General features: G+C 59.0%; 7 protein-coding genes and 8 pseudogenes. 8 read left to right on the top strand and 7 right to left on the bottom strand.

Annotated features, from left to right (window positions below; genetic code table 11):
* Positions 1 to 361 precede the first annotated feature (361 nt).
* Both AC0L21_RS30235 and AC0L21_RS30240 read left to right on the top strand, forming a co-directional pair.
* Positions 362 to 754: a hypothetical protein gene (locus tag AC0L21_RS30235; RefSeq protein ID WP_473256434.1), complete on the top strand. Its 393-nt coding sequence runs from the start codon at positions 362 to 364 to the stop codon at positions 752 to 754.
* A 1,779-nt stretch (positions 755 to 2,533) separates the two neighbouring features.
* Positions 2,534 to 2,755 (top strand): annotated as a pseudogene (locus tag AC0L21_RS30240) (transposase); the annotation flags it as partial.
* Between the two features lie 243 nt (positions 2,756 to 2,998).
* On the opposite strand, the pseudogene AC0L21_RS30245 reads toward AC0L21_RS30240, so the two are convergent.
* Positions 2,999 to 4,377 (bottom strand): annotated as a pseudogene (locus AC0L21_RS30245) (IS1182 family transposase).
* Positions 4,378 to 4,782: 405 nt separating this feature from the next.
* Between AC0L21_RS30245 and AC0L21_RS30250 the strand changes: the two are divergent.
* Entirely contained in the window at positions 4,783 to 4,986 is a 204-nt protein-coding gene (locus AC0L21_RS30250; RefSeq protein ID WP_473265303.1) for a hypothetical protein, read from the top strand.
* A gap of 363 nt (positions 4,987 to 5,349) precedes the next feature.
* Here the strand turns inward: AC0L21_RS30250 and AC0L21_RS30255 are convergent, their stop codons facing one another.
* Positions 5,350 to 5,511, bottom strand: coding sequence for a hypothetical protein (locus tag AC0L21_RS30255; RefSeq protein ID WP_167552270.1), 162 nt, complete (start codon positions 5,509 to 5,511; stop codon positions 5,350 to 5,352).
* Positions 5,512 to 6,710: 1,199 nt separating this feature from the next.
* On the opposite strand from AC0L21_RS30255, the pseudogene AC0L21_RS30260 reads away from it, so the two are divergent.
* A pseudogene (locus AC0L21_RS30260) lies at positions 6,711 to 7,143 on the top strand (MFS transporter); the annotation flags it as partial.
* Between the two features lie 1,013 nt (positions 7,144 to 8,156).
* Here AC0L21_RS30260 and AC0L21_RS30265 read toward each other — a convergent pair.
* The 4 genes and pseudogenes from AC0L21_RS30265 to AC0L21_RS30280 all read right to left on the bottom strand — a co-directional run.
* A pseudogene (locus AC0L21_RS30265) lies at positions 8,157 to 8,588 on the bottom strand (integrase core domain-containing protein); the annotation flags it as partial.
* A 593-nt stretch (positions 8,589 to 9,181) separates the two neighbouring features.
* Entirely contained in the window at positions 9,182 to 9,418 is a 237-nt protein-coding gene (locus tag AC0L21_RS30270) for a DUF2188 domain-containing protein (protein ID WP_473265306.1), read from the bottom strand.
* Between the two features lie 376 nt (positions 9,419 to 9,794).
* Positions 9,795 to 10,052: pseudogene (locus AC0L21_RS30275) on the bottom strand (IS110 family transposase); the annotation flags it as partial.
* Between the two features lie 457 nt (positions 10,053 to 10,509).
* Complete coding sequence (locus AC0L21_RS30280) at positions 10,510 to 11,808, bottom strand: AAA family ATPase (protein ID WP_473265407.1); 1,299 nt, start codon at positions 11,806 to 11,808, stop codon at positions 10,510 to 10,512.
* A 45-nt stretch (positions 11,809 to 11,853) separates the two neighbouring features.
* Here AC0L21_RS30280 and AC0L21_RS30285 point away from each other — a divergent pair.
* Positions 11,854 to 12,741 (top strand): annotated as a pseudogene (locus AC0L21_RS30285) (IS91 family transposase); the annotation flags it as partial.
* A gap of 614 nt (positions 12,742 to 13,355) precedes the next feature.
* Here the strand turns inward: AC0L21_RS30285 and AC0L21_RS30290 are convergent.
* Complete coding sequence (locus AC0L21_RS30290; protein WP_473256331.1) at positions 13,356 to 13,661, bottom strand: hypothetical protein; 306 nt, start codon at positions 13,659 to 13,661, stop codon at positions 13,356 to 13,358.
* 434 nt (positions 13,662 to 14,095) lie between these two features.
* On the opposite strand from AC0L21_RS30290, the pseudogene AC0L21_RS30295 reads away from it, so the two are divergent.
* The 3 genes and pseudogenes from AC0L21_RS30295 to AC0L21_RS30305 form a co-directional block, all read left to right on the top strand.
* Positions 14,096 to 14,224: pseudogene (locus AC0L21_RS30295) on the top strand (cold-shock protein); the annotation flags it as partial.
* A gap of 1,150 nt (positions 14,225 to 15,374) precedes the next feature.
* Positions 15,375 to 15,684 (top strand): annotated as a pseudogene (locus tag AC0L21_RS30300) (transposase); the annotation flags it as partial.
* Between the two features lie 879 nt (positions 15,685 to 16,563).
* Positions 16,564 to 17,769: an MFS transporter gene (locus AC0L21_RS30305; protein ID WP_259217615.1), complete on the top strand. Its 1,206-nt coding sequence runs from the start codon at positions 16,564 to 16,566 to the stop codon at positions 17,767 to 17,769.
* Positions 17,770 to 18,353: the final 584 nt, after the last annotated feature.

Below are 18,353 nucleotides of genomic sequence, written 5' to 3' on the forward strand. Positions count from 1 at the left end.
GGCAAAGCCGAGGACAATCGTCCAGACGGTTCTTGCCCGAATGCTCGCATGCGCCGAGGTGATGCCCGGCTCAGCCTTCATGATGCCGCTTCCGAGCGCAGAGCTGTAAATTGAAGGCGCAGGACCGATAGGACGTGAGCTGGATGGATGTAGATTCATCGAAGGATGCCCTCTGCAAGCAGCCGAAAGCACGGTTTGAGATTGCAACGTGATCTTATTAACGCTAAATCGTCGCTCGAGAAGTCTACGCACGGCAGGATAGTTAGCAACCTGCCAACCCAGGTAGGTGCTTTGGCATGCCTTCTAGCCAATGTCTCCGCCCTAAGGATTACCCGCAGCCCCGCGGGAACTAGACCGGCTGATGATCGAGCGTGGCAAGCCCAGCGTGGTGGTCAGCGACAACGGCAGCGAGCTCACCAGCAACGCCATTCTCGCATGGGCCGAGCTGTTGAGGCGACCTCGTTCATTCGGCTGGTCACGCCTCGGCCCTCCCCCTGCAAACCTTGAGGCGCCCGGCCCGGACATCATCGTGAGGCGCTGCGCGATCTCGGAGAGGACCGTGACCCAGGAAAACATGAACCAGCCCGAGCGACCCAATGCCTGGCCGGCAAACTACAATCACCCGCGCCGCAACCCTGACCAGTGCCGCCCGCGCGAGCGCTACGGTCGTGCCGTCCAACTGGCATCCAAACGGGCGCGGCGAAAAAGCGGGCCTCCGAGCGCGATGATCCGGCTTCTTCTGCCGTCGGAATAAGCACCTCCGGCGGAACATGCCTCCAAATCCTGTTTTCCAGCGCGCCGCGCTTCGAACCGGATGATGCATCGTGTTTGAGCGAAACCAAGGCCGCGTAGTGCAGCTCGATAAAATCGGCCATGACGGCTCCGCGAAGCTCCTGCTCGATCTGGATGCGCCGCTCCTCATGCATGTCCATCTCTGGTGTGAGACAGTATGAAGCGCTGGGCTGATCTGCAAGGCCGCAACCTAACGCGACGTTCGGTTCGAACATTTCTCTAGGCGCGACTGTTGCGAGGCGATTGCAGCAATTCGCGCGGTCGTTGTTAAGATGCAGAGGCTTGGAATCAACAGATGAGAGTAGAGCGCCGGGGGGTGAGATGGATTTGGGATCTGGCGACAAGATGAACGACCTCATGGAAAAATTGAACAAGCTCCGCGCCGATGCTGCGGATTTGGCCGTTATGAGCAGCCGAGCAAGCGACCGCAAAAGCACGACCTCTTCCGACGCTTGGCAGATGAGCTCGCAACAGAGGCTCTTGTGCTTGAACAGGTCGTGAAGCGGCAAAGCACACGCTCAGCTCCGGTCCACATGGACAACGTGGTGCCTCTCACTGAAGGTCCTGAGCGGAACTGACCGCTTTTCCGAGCTGTGCGGATCCTGGAAATGGGCAATCCTCAGCGTCGCATTGTTGGTCGTAGTGGCCGCGGATACCTCAACATGCCACGTTCAACCCACCATAGCTGCTTGCCGATATCAGCACACATGCGCAGTCGATGACCGCGAAGGACAGCACTTCAAAGCACTGACGCGGAGTCTCCTCGCGTATGGAACGCCTCGGCCCAACGTCCTTGACACGTCAGCAACTTAGAGGTGCATTTGTTTTGAGGCAGCCGCAGTCCTCGATCCTTCTAAAAAAGAACCCTGTTACCTTCAACGTGTCACGGCTGAAGAAGAAACTCTCGAAAGCACTTATGCGTGCAGCGCCGAAAAGAACCGGCTGATCTTGCCGGTGGTGCATGACGTGAAATATGAAATCACTGATTTGCAACAGCGAGTGTCCGCGCTCGCTCAGACTTGCCCTTACACCTTCCTACCTCAGTGACGACTTAAAACGGGTATGATAAACCGGATCAAGCCGCTCAGAAAGTTTGCTAGTGGCTGCCTGGTCTAAACTTCGGTTGCATGATGCCCAGGACCGGTCGTTCAACCCACTCGGGCGGTTAAGCTGCTTAGGACAACACCCGCCGCGCCTCAGGTCGTTGACTGAGGCCACAAGGCGCTTCGGCAGTTTGGGGGTCTTTCCGCCGACACCACCGACGCATGCCGAGCGATCTCAGCAACGGAGGCGTCGACCACGATTGCGTGGCGCCGCTAGCGTAATCGTAGTCGGGATCGCTGGCGACATCCCGAGCGACACCGGGCGCCCCATTGGACCGCTAAATTCAGCAGAGCGATCTGCGCTCCCGTGTCGTGCGCCTGTGTCTCTCTATTGTGGAAAATCGGGAAGTAGTAGCGTCGCATAGTCGGAGCCCTCGTCCTTTGGTCGCGAGCATGCCCGCCCACATCTCGGCGGTTCCTCACCTGTCAAAAACGACAGGGTCCGTGCGACAGTGGCGCTAGCAGACGGGCTCGCGGTTGCCGCCCCTCGCGGCAATACCTCTCGCGTTCGAGCACATTCTGAGGCAGCAAGCCTTACGTATTGAAATCCGATAGCTACTGACGTGCCCCCGCCAAATTAGGCCAGTTTGAACTGGAATTTTCCACTTATGATCCCCTGATGGGGAGAGGAGAATTCCATGAAGGCATCGAAGTTTTCAGAGGCGCAGATTGCATTCGTGCTGAAGCAGGCTGAAGACGGCTCGGCGGTGGCCGAGGTCTGCCGCAAGGCCGGGATCAGCGAGGCAACCTTCTACAACTGGTGGAAGAAGTATGCAGGCTTGATGCCCTCGGAGATGAAGCGGCTGCGTCAGGTTGAGGAAGAGAACGGGAAGCTGAAGCGGATTGTCGCCGACCTGTCGAAGTCGCGCGTCTCCGGCCCCTTGCCGTTCATCATCTTGAGTTGATAGCGGCCGGTCGGCGCCTTGCCGACCGTGAGGATCCGACGTTGTCTTTAGCCGAACAAGCGTGAGGTCCGTGCAATGTCGGCTATTGGAGGGATTGTGTTGCAAAACTCGTTTCTGACTTGGGGGCGAGCTTGGCTTTGGAGTTTCGGCGGTTTTTTTGGTACGGGGTGTCGGCGGTTTCCGTTTTGCTGGTGGATTTCAGCACGCGACTGCCAGTTGTGGCGGGGGACGGCAGATTAGCTTGGCCAGCCGCCTCAGGTTCTGCGCGGTGGCTGTGAGCAGCACTTCGTCCCTGACGCCATTCAGGCCCCGCAGCCGAAGCCGGTCGAGCCTGAGAATGCGTTTCATATGAGCAAACCGCATCTCGACCTTTTTGCGCTCGCGGTGCGATTGCTCGAAGGCTTCCGTATTGGCCAGCGCACGGACATGATCGCGCACATCTTCGTTGACGTCACGCGTAATTTTGCGCACGACCGCCGTCGTGCATTTGGGCTTCAAGGCGTAGCCAGAGCAATCGCTCTTGCTGGCCCTGTAGTAAACGATGTGACCTTGATCGATATTGCCGGTGCTGGTCAGTTCCGCGCCACCCGGGCAAACATAGACATTGCGCTTTTTGTCGAAGACGAAGTCCGCTCGGCTAAAGGTGCCATCGGGGCGTGCCGACTTGTCCCACACCGGAACGTGCGGCGTGATCTTGCGATCCACTAACCATTTGAGCAATCTGACCGCGCCGTAAGCCGTGTCGCCTGCCAATCTCTTGGGGCGCAGATCGAAGCGACTCTCAACACGGTCCACCATGATCTGGGTGACAGCAATCTCAACCCGCGCGTGCCTACCGCATCGAGGATGATCCCGGCCTTGTTGTCGATCAGATAGTTCGCATCATAAGCAAAGAATGGATCCACGCCCGGCCTCGTAACCCATGTTGCTTGCGGATCGGTGAGCGAGACTTCCTTGGGAGGCTTGCGGCGACGGCTGCGTTCACTTGAACCGCCGCCGTCTTCATCGCCGTCGGTGGCATCAAGCGCTGCGATGTACTCGCGCACGGCATGGGATGCTTCCTCCGCCTTTGGCCAGGTAATAGGCTGGTCGCCGGGAAGTCGCCTAGTCTTGTTCACATCAGCCTTGATCAGGCTCGCATCGACTGAGAACGCTTCGCCTCCGACCAGCCCCGCCGAAATACACAGCGCCACTACACGTTCAAAAACCCGGCGTAAGGCATCGCTCTCACGGAAGCGTTCGCGCCGCGCCCGGCAAAACACCGAGTGATCAGGGATAGGATCCTCGATGCCGAGCTTGCAAAACCATCTATAAGCCAGATTGACCTGGACCTCGGCGCAGAGCCGACGCTCGGAACGAAGTGCAAATACGTAGCCCAAGACCAGCATCCGGATCATGAGCACCGGATCAATCGAAGGCCGGCCAGTGTGGGAGTAGAATGGAGCGAGCTCGTTGTGCACCCAACTCAGGTCCAGAAAACCGTCGATTTGCCGTACCAGGTGATCAACCAGCACCACTTTGTCGAGATCAAAGGAGTAAAAGAAGTGGCCCTGACCGCTCTCCTGCCGACCTAACATCCGCTGCTCCCGCAAATGCCGCCTCAAACCAACGGAATCACAGTTCGCGAGTCGTCTCAACCGGCGTTTTGCAACACAACCGGAGGCAGACCGGACACGGAGCCGGGCTTGCGTCGGCCGCGCTTAGTCACTCCGGCTCTGACTTGCCAGCCAATTCGCGTGCAGCCAAGCTAAGCTCCAGCTCCCTGAGCTGCTCCACCGAGTGCTCTACGATCTCATCGTAGTCAGATGGCGCCAGTGAATGCACGCCGCGCAACGCCAGTTGTTTTTGAAGGATCGTCCACGCCGCGCGCCAAATAACCCATTACGGAGTCGCGCCGCGATCTGGCGAGCCTTCCGGCGGCCATGCTTGCCCGACTTGAGTAACGTCGCGACGCGCTCACTTGCGCCGCCATGGCACCGAGCATGATCATCCTGATGCCGACGTTATCCGGTTACGGCCCGGTGCAGCACGTCCGGGTTAGCCTGGCTCTGGTGCCGGCGCTGGTCGACGGAGAAAAATACCTGATATACGACTACGTCCCGCCACCCGAAGTCCGCGACCTGCGCCGGCTGCGACGGGAGAAGGCACCGCGCGCGCAGCACGCACCCTGGTCCGGTGGACTCTGAAATGCGACAGCCGCTGAAGCGCGCCGGAAGAAGACGATCTGACCCATCAGACACAAACGCACAACGCCCCCCGGTCGAGTATGTTGACCGGGGGGCGATTGGCTTACGCACTGGCCCGAACAGCAGGAAATTCCCAGGCGAAGAGGTACGGCGGTGATGGCGCGAGAGTTTCAAAAAAGAGCCGGCTGATCGGGACCGCGCACTCTCCACAGCGAGTAGCTCGGCCTCAAGCTCCGGTAACGCTACAAGCGCCAGCAACGGCGGCGGCACGTCATTGAGCCGGCCGACACCCGCGCCGAGGCTGAGTTGGCCGAACACCTCGACAAACTGTTCTGCTCGATGAGCCAGGTCAGCAAGCCCCCCTCACTGCAAATCGCGGTAGAGTGCGATCCCGATCATAAGCAGCGAGACAGTTGCAAGCACCAACGGGCAGATAAGCGGCAGCTTCTCCAGCACAGCGATAACGGCTGGCCGTCCAATAACAGTTCTCTTCACCCGCGCGAAGCGCCAGCCTGCGACACCCATTCGGACAACTCCGTTTGGCCCCCAGCAGCGGCAGTCTGACTACTATCAGCGCGAAAGCCCCCGCCTGGCTATAACCGGTTGGCCGGAACCTGAGTGAGGGTAAAGAAAGCCTTTAAACTTAATCTAACGCTCGCCGCATCATGATCACGGCTATGTTTGGCCCAAGTTCACAAACTTTTGGCCTGAATTCGCAGGATACAAAGCGCCCTTTCTATTAAGGCCCTCCCGTTGACCCAACGACCGGGTGCAACTCGACCTGGGATGACTAATGCGCGTCTTTTTTAGTTGCTTGTTTTGCGGGGCGCTTCCCAGCGCTATCCAGGTAGAGCGGCCGGTCGTAGGCAACGGCCGTTTCGAGTGCAAGGAATGCAAGCAACACTCCGTCGATGGTGGAGCGGGTACGACTTTACAGATTGGAAGGGGCCGCTCGACCAGCCTTTGGCGTCGCGCGACGTTTAGGTCGGGATACGATCCGGGTCGTGCCGGATTGCCGCGAGTCACCGGCTCCGCTTCAAATGGGCACATGCCAAACCTCACCCGCCGGCGCTACCCCAAACCCCTACTATCCGGGACTCAATCTGGGAGAGAGGAGACGGCGCAAGCAAGCGTTTCTGGCTGCTCACCCTGTTTGCTGCTTTTGTGGCGGTGATACTCCGAGCCAAACGGAGGACCACGTTCCGGCGCGGGGTATCTTCGACGCCAGGCAGTGGCCGGTGGGTTACAGCTTTCCGGCGTGCGGACCCTGTAACGGATCGACGCGTCACGACGAAACAATCATGGGGATGCTCGCGCGCATCGTGCATTTCGACGACACTACGAACGAACTACAAAACCATGAAATGCGGCGTGCGATGGCGGCTGTGCACCCATGCCTTCCCTGAAGCATACAGATCGACGCGCCTGTCGGCGAATGAAGTTCGGGCGTTTTTGAAGAGCATCGTCGCTCCTGATTCGCAGGCACCAGCGTGCCCGCTGTCAGGCAGAAACTCCACTTATCGACCTGTTCAAACTTGCGGAGCCGGCTCTCAGGTCCACGGTCCGATAGGCTGATACAGAGGCGATCGGGCCCGGCGCGTGAGAAAGTTGAACAGACCAAGAGCTTGTGCGCAGTGCCCCTCATTTTTGGCGGGTGGACTATTCCGTCTCGATTGCCCTACATGGCTGCGCTCGCCAGCAATTTGCTCCGGAGTTTCTAAACGATGTCTGCGGATCGGCCGGCCGCGCGACTTGCAACGCGTCTAGCATTTTTTGCCGCTGGTTTTGGTATGGCGCCCTGGGGCCGCTGGTGCCGTTCGTGAAGGAGCGATTGGCGGTCGATGAGGGCGTTCTCGGCTTTCTGCTGCTATTCCTGGGTTTTGGCTCGGTCGTTGCGGTGCTTTTGATCGGCTTGTCGAGTGCGCGCTACGGCAGTAAAGCTATCATTCTGATCGGTGGGTTCGGCCTTGCACTCATCTTTCCTTGGCTCGTGATTGCCGGTACGCCTTGGGCGCTCGGGGCTACGCTGGTCGCATTCAGCGCCTCGCTCGGCCCGATCGATGTCGCTGCGAATGTCCGCGCGGTGGAGGTAGACGTGCAGCCAAGCGCCCGCTGATGTCCGGTTTTCACGCGCAATTCAGCATCGGCGGCATTGCCCGGCTCCGCCACGACGACTATTGCTTTGGTCGAATGTTGGTGCTTTCGCATCAACCCTAATCTTTGCGAGTTTCATGGCGAGCGTTTTGCGCAGATAACCTCAACCTGGGAACGCCAATTGGCCAGCTGTCCTTCAGTTCGCTGTGACCAGTGGGCGGCTTCTGCCGGTGTATGGCTTGGCTTGGGGACGTAGTCCGTGAATGCTTGGATTGCCGCTACAACTTCGGCCCCAGGACGGGCGTTACTCCTATGAGCGGAGCCAGCTCGAACAGTTGCAGGCCGAGTCTTTTAATATGACAGGCACGCGGGGATGCGGCAATCACCGGTGCCGGTAGGTGCTCTCTAATTCTTCTCAGAATACATATTGGGAGCACCTTGAGAATTCCAGCCTCTCGGGAGCAAAGGTGGCCAGCCTCAGTCTTCGAGGACGGGCTGGCCACTATCGCTTGCGGCGCCACCTGGCAGGCCCAACGGAATGCACACGTTCGAGCGACATATCACCTCACTGCGGTCGCAGGCGCTTGCGGTGCTTGCAGCCAATCAGGCCCGGGCGGCCGATCAGTCTTTGAGCCTGGCAGATCGACAAGTCGCGACGTTTAATGCTGAGGAGGCCCAGGCGGTACTAGACATCCTCCATTGCGTGAAGCTCGACCCCGGGCCTGAGGAGGCACGGAAGATCGCAGCGCGCATACGCGCGCTTCTAGAGTACCCACGGAGGAGCCAACCGATTCGAGTGGCTTGCCTGTAGGGTTTGCTTGGAACACGACGCGACCGTTTCTTGCGTTTGAGGATTCATTGCAGTCCCATTTTCAGGCGTGAACGGAGCACATTCCGAAGCGGGCGCTCGGCAACCGCGATAGCTTGATGAGGGCCGTCATCATTGACGCCAACGTGACCTGCCACTGAATTTTCGGTCAGCGGCAGTCAGAGTTTCGGGGTTTTTGTACGCCAAGTGGCGCGGGTTGAGCAACGGACGATCGGCGGAGCTGGTCGAGGTTGCGCAGCCGATGGTCCGTTGCGGTGAGGTGAGCGGCGTAGGCCGCGGAGGTCAAGTATATCAGCGACGAGTGGGGAGGCTGGCGATTGTAGTCGGCGACCCAATTGGCAATCTTGGTGCGGGCGTCGGCGAGATCGAAGAACAGAGGCTCGTTGAGCAACTCGTCACGCATCCGCCCGGCGAACGTTTCAGCGAAGCCGTTCTGCATCAGCTTTCGGGGAGTAACGAAGTGCCAGTGGATGGCCGCGTCCTTGCTCCAAGCAAGCATGGCGTTGCAGGTGAACTCGGTGCCATCGGACACGATCATTCGGGCTTGCGGCATCGCTCGACGATTGCTGAGTTAGCAGGCCACGCGCCGCCCCGAGATCGACGTGTCCGGAATGGCGCCCAGGCATTCCTTGGGGACGTCGCCGACGATGTTGAGGATGCGGAAGGGCCGACACTCAAAACCTTCAGAGGATCCCTTCGGCCGGAACCATCGCGCGCCTCATGGCAATCGGGCGGGACCTGCTCACGAAAGCGGAGACCGTTCCGCTCGCGGCGAGCGAATCTGGCATGCCAACGTTGGTTGAGGCACGCGAGATCATTGCCGAATTCTACCTGATGATCCGCCGCAAGATCGAGGCGGGTCTCATGACGTGCATCGAGCGCTTGTTCGCGATCAAGGTATGAAGGTGATCGGCAGCCCGATGCGCAACTGCGTTGTACTCACGGTGTTTGCGCTGTAACTTTGGGTTCGCGCCGCTGTAGCGTCTGAGGTTTGGTTCGTTTGGGAGGCACTAACTTCTTCCTCTCTAGAAGCGCGCGTATGCGCCCAGCGATCTTCCGTGCCTCCTCATGCCGGGGGGAGTCGAGTTTCACGCAATTGAGGATGCCTAGCACGTCCTGAGGGTCCTCGGCATCGAACGTCGCGACGTGGCGATCTGCCAAACTCAAGTCTGATCGGCCGCCGGGGCCTGATTGGCTGCAAGCACCGCAAGCCCCTGCCGCCGCCGTGAGGTAATGTGCCGCTCACACGTGTGCATCCGTTGGCCCGCGCGGTTAACCTGGTGGGTACGGGTCGCGCCCATATACCCACTCGCTTCTGAATCTTTTGTCGTAGCCTTGGACTAGAACCTGCGCGTCGTTTCCTGCCTGCCCATGTTTGTGGGCAATTTCTACCGCGACACTGATGGCCTCTTGCTCAGTGGCATATGGGGCGGAGTACACGTCCTTGAGCGAGACCGCCCATTGGCCCTGGTAGCGCGTGACGAAGTATTGAACACCGGTCATTGGCATAACCTCTGGCGAGCACCGCCCAATTGGATCGCCCAAGGTTGAAGTTAGCGGCCAGTGACCCGGCGCAAAAATCAGAGAGAAGCGCTGTCCCTACCACGCGCCGCTAACTTCGACGCTCTCAGCCTCAGCGGCGGAAGAAGCTGACGCTGGGATACATCCATCAGGAAACGGCCTAGGACAACTACCAGAATCGGTCGGCCCCACGTCGTCGACCAGTCTCTAAGCTGGTCCAATGGCTTTGCAGAGGCGAGAGGCATCACCATGGCAAAACGAGTGCGCCTTCGTTGCATAAACAAGACTGACAGACCTAACGCACATGAGAGGATCAAATATGTCGGCGGCCCTGAATTCAGGCGGAACGCGATGGAGGCTATCCGTCGCGAAGGCTACGTTTGACGTAAGGCTTCACGTAAGCTGGCGGCATCATGCGGACAGAGTGGCCCAGCGCCGCTATCTCGCGCGCCAGTGATGGCCACTCGCACAGTCCTCCATACCTACCAAGCTATCTGGGAGGCTCCGAAAGAAGGGTAGAACCTGCGATCTCCGCAATGTGCGACGAACCGGCTCTCCCGTTTTCGGGGGTGCCGTGAACTTGAAAGATCGACTTGGCCAAATCCAAATCCACTGTGATAATTTTCTCATGGAACGGTCCTTCCTTTGTGGCGCCTCTCCTATGTGACCACGTTAGGCACTTTTGATGCCGGTTCGAAGGGCCGTCCCACACCATCACTTTTGATGAAGTTCAAGCGTCGGCTCGCGTTGGTTTCACAAAGGAATCAATATGATGCAGCGAGCCCTACGTCCGTCGGCCGTGGTCCCTCGCGGATTTGACGTGGAAAGCGCCTTTTGTGATGGCGCGACGACCGTGATCACCGTGCGCGCCACGAGTGGGACGAGTCTCTGTCCCAGCTGCGGGAGCAAGCGAGTCTGCGGCAGCGTGGGCCGGGCTACGTCTCAAGGTAAGTCGATTCTGCCGCGTCAATCTTCGCTTTATCACCGCGGGAATAGATTGGATGTTGTTAGGTCGGACCTGGAAGCATCCTTCCGATCTCCGATTGGCATCTGTTAACGCATCGAGAGGACAATTCGACCTACAATAAAGTCGCCTTGGGAGGTTTCTCTAACTCAGCACGGCGTTTTTCAGCATCCTTTTTCCGCTTGTTGGCGTCAACACGGTATTGGTCAATTGCATCGAGATCACTTTTCATCTCGGCTGGTGTCGGAACGAGGATCGCCTTGCCGGCCGCCATGTCATGTCCTGAGCGTTCCGAGACGCGCTTCATCGCCCAGTAGACTTGCTTATGATCGTCATCTTCGACAACGACCATGCGCAAGCTCTGTGTTTTGACCTCGCTGTTGAGTCGTTCAACGACCTTTCCTAACAGGACCTCCTCAACGAATCGCTCCCAAGTTTCCCTGAGATCGGTGTAGAAGTCCTTTGCAAGCCGCCGCCATGTGTCTGTCGTGAAATCCGCAACGCCATCAAAGCCCTTCAGCCGCACCTTGAGCGTCTCAATGCGTTTCGTCACCGACTGAGCAATCCATGGTTCATCGCTTTCGCTGATCAAACCAAAGCCAGCAGATTCCGATTTATTGATGTAGTTTCGGACCAAAGGGACCGCTGGAGTGGCCTGCGCGGCCGCGTCAACCACCTCATTGAAGAACAGAAGATTATGCGTGAAGATGATGACTTGGCGTCCCGCGGCCGCTTCTTTCACAAGTCTCGCGGCCACCCGCCTGATGCGAACGTGATCGAGAGACGATACCGGATCGTCGATGATCATACCTTGGCGCGATGTGTCTCCGCCGACCTCTGCCAGAAAACAGGCTAGTGCAAGCGCGCGCTGCTCACCTTCGCTCAGAACCTTGCTGTTCGGGGTGGCTTTGGCCGCGTCGAGCCCAACCTCGAAATAGCTTTGCCCATCCTGGCTTCGATCATTGACGGCAAACGGAATGTGCGTCAGCGCCAAAGCCTCAATCTCGGCAACGATGCGTTTCTCGAGATTCTCCATGACGAGGCTGCGTCGCAGCGATGTCATCTGCCGGGAGACTGAACCAGTCTCGACGACATCGCAGCATGTGAGAAGCTTGCGGCGCTCTTTCAAATCCGTCAGACGCGCTAGAACCACGGCGAGATCGTCAGAAAATTTCTTGCGATCCTTGAGCGCGTCGCGTCGCGCCCGATCCACAGCGCGATTGCCATCGTTGGCCGCGGCCTTGTCATCTGCCAGCGCCTCAGCCTCCAGCGTTTCCACCTCCGTCTGAATATTCGTCGCGATAGAGGCGGTAAGCGAATGGAGCGCGGCAAAGTCGGCCATCGCTGCAACATCGACAATCGCATCTCGCCTCTTGCCGGCAGCCGCGAAATAAGCCGCAATGAGTGGTACCATCTCCCTGCGCTTGGCCGCCAGATCGCCAAATTCGCCTAGCGCGGCGTCGCCGCGATTGCTTTCCAAAACAAGGCGGTCGTCTATGCCATCCTGTTTAGGGCCGCCGCCGAGGCGATGACCGCCGCTTGCTGCCAATCCGCGCCGGCTCGGCGCGGAGATCGGCGGCGTCGCGGTCCTGCACACCTGGGGACAATCGCTAACGCATCATCCCCACGTTCACTGTGTCGTGCCGGGCGGCGGCCCGTCACCTGATGGAACACGCTGGATCGCCAGCCGACCGAACTTCTTCCTGGCCGTCAAACCGCTGTCCCGGCTCTTTCGCTGTCTTTTTCTCAAACGCCTGATCGGGGCCTTCCACGCCGGCGCCTTGCGCTTCTTCGGCGATCTTGCTTCTCTTGCCGAACTCGACACTTTCGCTGGTCGCATCAAAGCCATGCAGCGCGTCAACTGGGTTGCTTACGCCAAGCGGCCCTTCGGCGGACCCGCACAGGTGCTGGCCTATCTCGGCCGCTACACCCATCGCGTCGCGGTTCGCCAACAGCCGGCTCGTCGCACCCGACAACGATCATGTTGCCTTCACATGGAAGGATTACCGCCGGGACGGCGCGACAAAGATCATGAAGCTCAAGCCCGACGAGTTCATTCGCCGCTTCCTGCTTCATGCGCTGCCCGACGGTTTCCATCGCATCCGCCACTTCGGCTTCATGGCCAACCAATCGCGCTGCCAAGCTCGCCCTTTGCCGCGAACTTCTCGATCATGAGACAGCCCCACACGACAGCCAGCCGCCGCCTGTGGATTCGGAAGCTCAAACCTGGGCCGAAGTTCCTGCCTGTCCGGATTGTGGTGGCGTCATGCGCATCATTGAGCGCTTTCGACACAGCTTCAGACGCTCCATCCCTCGAACATCACCGTTCCGATGCGACACATCGTGAGCCAAGTCATGCCGTGCACGACGATCATCATTCGTCATTTCGCTCCCAGCGTCTCGATCATCGCGGACGATGTCGACTCCGTGCTTTCACACTGCGCGACAACAACCGTCCGATGCAGCAAAATGCCTATCGCGATCTCCAGTGAAGCGCGTCTGATCTCAATTCTTCCCCGATGCGCACATCTCGTGTCTCTGCCTCACGCGCCGAGCCAGCAGATCGGGCCTTCCGATCTCGAACGTGCTGCATGCTCTGGTCCTCGTCTTCGGCCAGAACGAACTTCAAACTGGATTAAGCCCGAGGGGCAGGGTCAACACCCACGCCTTCTCGGCGGTGCGAAATCCATGCACCAGATTCGTGTGGGCGTCGGCGGCGCCACTACAACGATCGCGTGGTTGCCCCCCAGCGCATCCAGTACGAGGGCAACCTATGGCGTGAGGACACCACGCGGCAATCCTCAGCGGGCGGCAATCCTCAGATGGGCTGTGACGGGCGTCTCTTGGAGACTCGTACGACTCTCACGGCTACTCGCCGTTCCCAGCCGGTGGTCGGCCGCAGTCGATTCTTCTGGCGCGATTTGGCGGATTGTTAGCAAAGTTGCGCGACTCTCCGACCGCCTACATCTGTTCGTCGGAGCCGTGGCCTCTCGCGAGATCCCGTGTCCGTTGCATCGTGCGGGAAAAATATTCGTCGCGCTCGCGGCGCACGCGCTCTTGATGCGCTCTGAAATTCGCAACTCGTTTGCTGATGTGCTCTCGCTCGGAGGTGTCCCAGCTCAACCGCGGGGGAGAATCGGGTGGGGAAGCTTTTGCGATTGGCGCGATGGGTGCTATCAGCTTTGGAATAGGCGCTACGCTCCGTGCGCGTTCTAGGAGTGCCGCGGATTGTTGAACCAGCGCCTCCAGTTCCTTCTTCCAGTTCATCTTCCATGTTCTCCGAACAGTCATGGGAGCATGCTAATTTGGTGCGGTACGCTCGTCCAGCTACCCCTTTTGGTAGTTGCGAGGCCGCTGCTTGTCCGCAAAATAGTGGCCGATGAGCCATTTGGGCCGATGAAATTCGCGGCTTCCCTGCTAGGAGAACCCACCCACGTGACCTTCGTCGCCCAAGTGACGCAACAGGATGGAAGATCAGAACGATGCGACCTGGGTCAAACCCGTCGGCTGTGCCTGGTCTCTGGCATGAAAGCATGATCGCCCAGGCTCGCCATACTCGAACTCCTCAAGCGAACTACGCTGACGCCGAAGCAGCGGAGATTGTGCGTCAGTGCGCGAATCGTTGCCGCCCGAATGGTCCGACCAGAACTACTCTACAGTATTGCTCAAATGGGAGACGGGAGTGGCGAGCGGTGTTGTGAAATGCGACGAAGGGTTTCGGCTTTCATTCAGCCGGATGGGAGCGGCTGCGGGAAGGGCAGGCAGTCTCTTACGAGCTTAAAGTCGACCCGAGGCGTGGTAAAAGCAGTGCGGAAAATCTGCGTGTCTGATTTCATGTCGTAGGCGTCTGGCCTCAGCCCCCCGCCCAAGTCTGGCGCTTACCTCGGAACGACCCCAGCCGCTTTAAGCACTGGGGTCGTTTCATTTCTCGCCAATTTTCGACGTTTCGCGGGTCCGAATACAAGAGAACGTAGCTAGCGATGCTCGCTAGCGCATCGCCTCTTTGTCCCGTTTGGTAGACGGGTAACAGTCAGTCCGCCCGCTCGTCATAGCGCGATTTGAAGGCGCTCGCGAGCGGCTTATTGGTCGGAAGGTCATCCTCGCCGATCATCCTGGACTGGAGGTGGTGGCGCCGGCGCTGATCAAACCCGATACCGTGCTGCGGCGCGAGTTCAACAGTGTGGACCAACGAAGGGATGGGAAGCGAAGCAAGGACTCTCGAGTCGAGAGGGCTACGATATCAGGCTATTGCTGCGCGTCTCCCTTCGCCGGACGTTGGATCCGGTCAAGGTCGCCAGCCTCGAGGGCTCACAACCAGGCAATTCGTAGATTCTGGGCAGGCTCGTCAACGCACTCCATCAGGAGTCTTCGGGGATCTCGGGGAGCACGACGCCGCACCTGCGGCCGCGTTTGTGCATGCGCTCGCCGCGCTCTTCTCAGCCACACGCCTGGCGCGTACGCTGAAGCTGCAACCGCGTAGTCGCCCTTCAAGTGCTGGATGATCCTCGCCGAGAAATGATAGCTCGTCACGCAGCGGCGATGATCGTTTACCTCACATCAATAATTGTCGGGGCAGGGCTGGATTGAATTTACCTTAATTGGGCGGGGCCAACTTTGGTTGAGTGCTCGTCCGGTCGCCACGCCATTATGGGATCGCTCTCCGACCTAGAGCCTCTCGTCCTGGAGGTTGGCAATCCTCTTGGCGCAGCGAACCGGCTAGAACTGAAAATCAAATTTTGAGATGCACGAAGGCAATGCCGAACTCACCTATCGGAATTCCTAGGGGATTTTTTCTGAGCCGGGACATTTCAGGCGTCCACCACCGATCCGTGCCTCGCACGGACCAACATACGGCCCGTTGGCATCGAGCGTTGAAGCCCATTTGAGGATTCAAAGCCGGAGCGGCTGCTAGCATCAATGCTAAAGCTCGATCCGTCCTCCTAATTTAACCAGCGCATGCGACGGCACCTTGAAACATCGCGCTTCCGATCGGTATCAAGCGTCGGCGCCTATCTGGGTCTTACGCCTCGACGCAACCCCTCTGGCGAAACCGGGCAAGAAATCAGGATGGGGCGACCGTCTTCTCCCAACCTACCTGTACGAGGCGGCGATCGTCCTGCTTCATCGAACGAAGAAATGGTCCTCTCTTAAGGCTTGGGGCATGAAGCTCGCTAAGCGGATTGGCATTCGAAAGGCAAAGGTCGCCATCGCGCGCAAACTCGCCATCCTTCTTCACTGTATCTGGGTCTACGGCACATCGTTCGACTGGGGCCAGAGGAAGGAAGCCTGATCCGATCTTGTAGAGTTCCTGGTCCGGTCTGCCGGACTGGCGATGTCTCGCTGGGACGGTGTTGTGGCGGCCTCGGTCAATCAGGCGGTGGCGGCTCGTCCGCACTCCGCTGCAAACGTTGAGGCGCCCGACCCCGACATCATCATGAGGCGCTGCGCGACTTGGAAAGGACCATGATCCAGCGAAGACCTCAACCAGCCCCGGCGATCTAATGCACGTATCAGCCGGCCCGCGCCGTCTCCGCAATCCGGACCAGCTCCGACGGCGCGAGCACTACCACCGTGCCGTGGGCGAGTTCAGAAATGTAAGTTTTGACAACAAACCGCAATTAAAGGGCCGATTGACACCCAGCGCGCGCGTACGCAGGCGAGGCAATCGCGGCTCCCCGGAGATCATGATCTGCGAGCGCCCTGCTAAAGCTGCCGAAGCAGTGCCGGGACATCGTGAGTGAGACCTCCTCCTCGGTGTTGGCAGCTCGGCAATCTGCAGGCCGTCCGAACGCACGAAAGGCATCACGATGCTATTGCACCGTTCGTTTGGCGGGGTTGGCGAAGCGCAGCGCCTGGTGGCGAGCGACGCAGCTCTTCGAGTAAGGTCAGGCCCTCTTTCACGACGCCGGCCGGAACGACAGTCCCACTCAGGACGCCAGTCGAGGACACCGAGTGCCGTTTGTCGTGTGTCAACTATCAACTCTCGCAGTTGATGGAGAGAACGACCCATGCAACCGTAACGATCGGATACCACCGATGCAGGTCGATTAACATCCGGAGAGACGCCCGTGCCATGCGGCGCCACGTCCATGGATGAAAAATGCGTACAAGCAGCGGCTGATCATCGACAAATCAAACGGGCGGATCCTTCGTACAGTGATGTTTAATAATGACGAGTGACGGCACAGAATCTTCGCTCCGCATCTGGCTCGCCGTCATCGTGCTAGGCATCGCCTCGTTTCACATCGTCTTGGCAGAGATAGCACCTATCGGACTGTTGTCTCAGATTGCTCGCGACCTCGGACGAGATCAGGCAGCGGTCGGGCTCACGGTGGCCCTCTATGCCTGGATCGGTGCTGCCAGCGGTCTGTTGTCACCCGTTCTGCTTCAGAAGTTTCCTCGCAAGCCGCTACTCATCGCCTTGACTCTTATCCTTTCCGCAACAACGTTTGCGGCGACGATGTCTCACACTTTCGAAGGGTTGTTGCTGGCACGCACGGTGGGCGCTGTCGTTCACGGTTTCTATTGGGCCATGGCGGCTGCGGTTGCGTCTAAGATTGCGCCGTCCCGCAGTATGGGTGTTGCGATGGCAATCGTATTCGGCGGGATCTCGATGGCGACCGTTGTTGGCGTGCCGCTCGCGAACTTCGTCGGTCAGGTGAGCGGATGGCGTGCAGCGTTCAGATTAATTGGCGCCATCGGACTGATCACCTCAGCCCTGATGGTGGCAGTTCTTCCTAAAATGCAGGCCGGGACGCCAGCGGGATGGAGAGAGCTTGGATCAGTCTGCCGCAGGCATGACCTGTTGGGGATCTATGCCGTAACGACATTCATGGCGGCGGCGCATTTCGGGGCGTACACATTTATAGAACCATTCCTCAGCGAGATTCCAAACGTTGCCCAAGTCATGATCGGCGCGCTGTTGTTCGGCTTTGGCGGAGCAGGATTCCTGGGGAACATCCTGGCGGGCGTCCTCATCGACCGCTTCATGAAGCCCATCATCACTGCGGGGCTGCTTGCTCTGTGTCTGGCGCTCGTTGGCCTTGGATGGTTTGGTCCCCACTTGGGGACAGGCCGGGTCCTTGTCTTGCTGGTCATCTGGGGCGCTGCCGTCGCGGCGCTGTTCGCGGGACTCCAGACCTGGATCCTGCGCGCCGCCGGTTCGACAGTGATGACTGCTGCCGCGATGCACTCGGCGGTCATCAATTCGGCCATCGGCTTCGGAGCCGTCCTTGGCGCCCAGATGTTGACTGTAGCCGGCCCATCAGGAGTGATGCTGGCAGCTGGTATGGTCGTCATCATCCCTCTGCTGATAGTTCTCCCGCAAGCAGCCCCAGAGGGTGATCTAAAAAAGGGGGCGTTGCTTGATGGATAACGCCGCAGCCGTGCGCACCGCGCGGATCGCCGCGTGCCCTACCACGAATGTCGCACGAAACCTTCCGCTGGTACGCGAGCGTTGACCAAAATGTTCGTGCAGCCAGGCGGACCGGTCAAAGGGGGTGAAACACCACGCCAGGCCTTGCCCGAGAACTCGTTGAGGAACTCGGCATCGAAGTTTCTCGCGATGTACGCGAACATCTCGAGCGATTGCGCCGTTGCGGCATTGCGAGGAGCATTCGGTCGAGCGGTCTACTGCACTGCGGGACACTTTTGCATTCTTTCCACACAACAATGTCTCTGTCCTGAGATTACCCCGCATTCTAGCATCATAATTGACGCTACCCGACAGACGGACAAGCTCGCCTTCTTCATCCCGTGAGCGTCTTCACGCTGGCGTGTGACGCGCTTCTCGATGATCGGTCCTATCGCGCTCAACCGAAGGCGCTCTTTGCTGGCTGTTCCGAGGCACTGCCGAGCAGCTGAGCCATCATCGCCTTCCTGCGCGAATGAGCAAGCTGACGATGTCTATTTGCGTGCTTTCCTGATTGAGCGCTCACCAGCATCACAATTGCATTCCAA

The organism is Bradyrhizobium sp. WSM4873 (genome assembly GCF_055811355.1).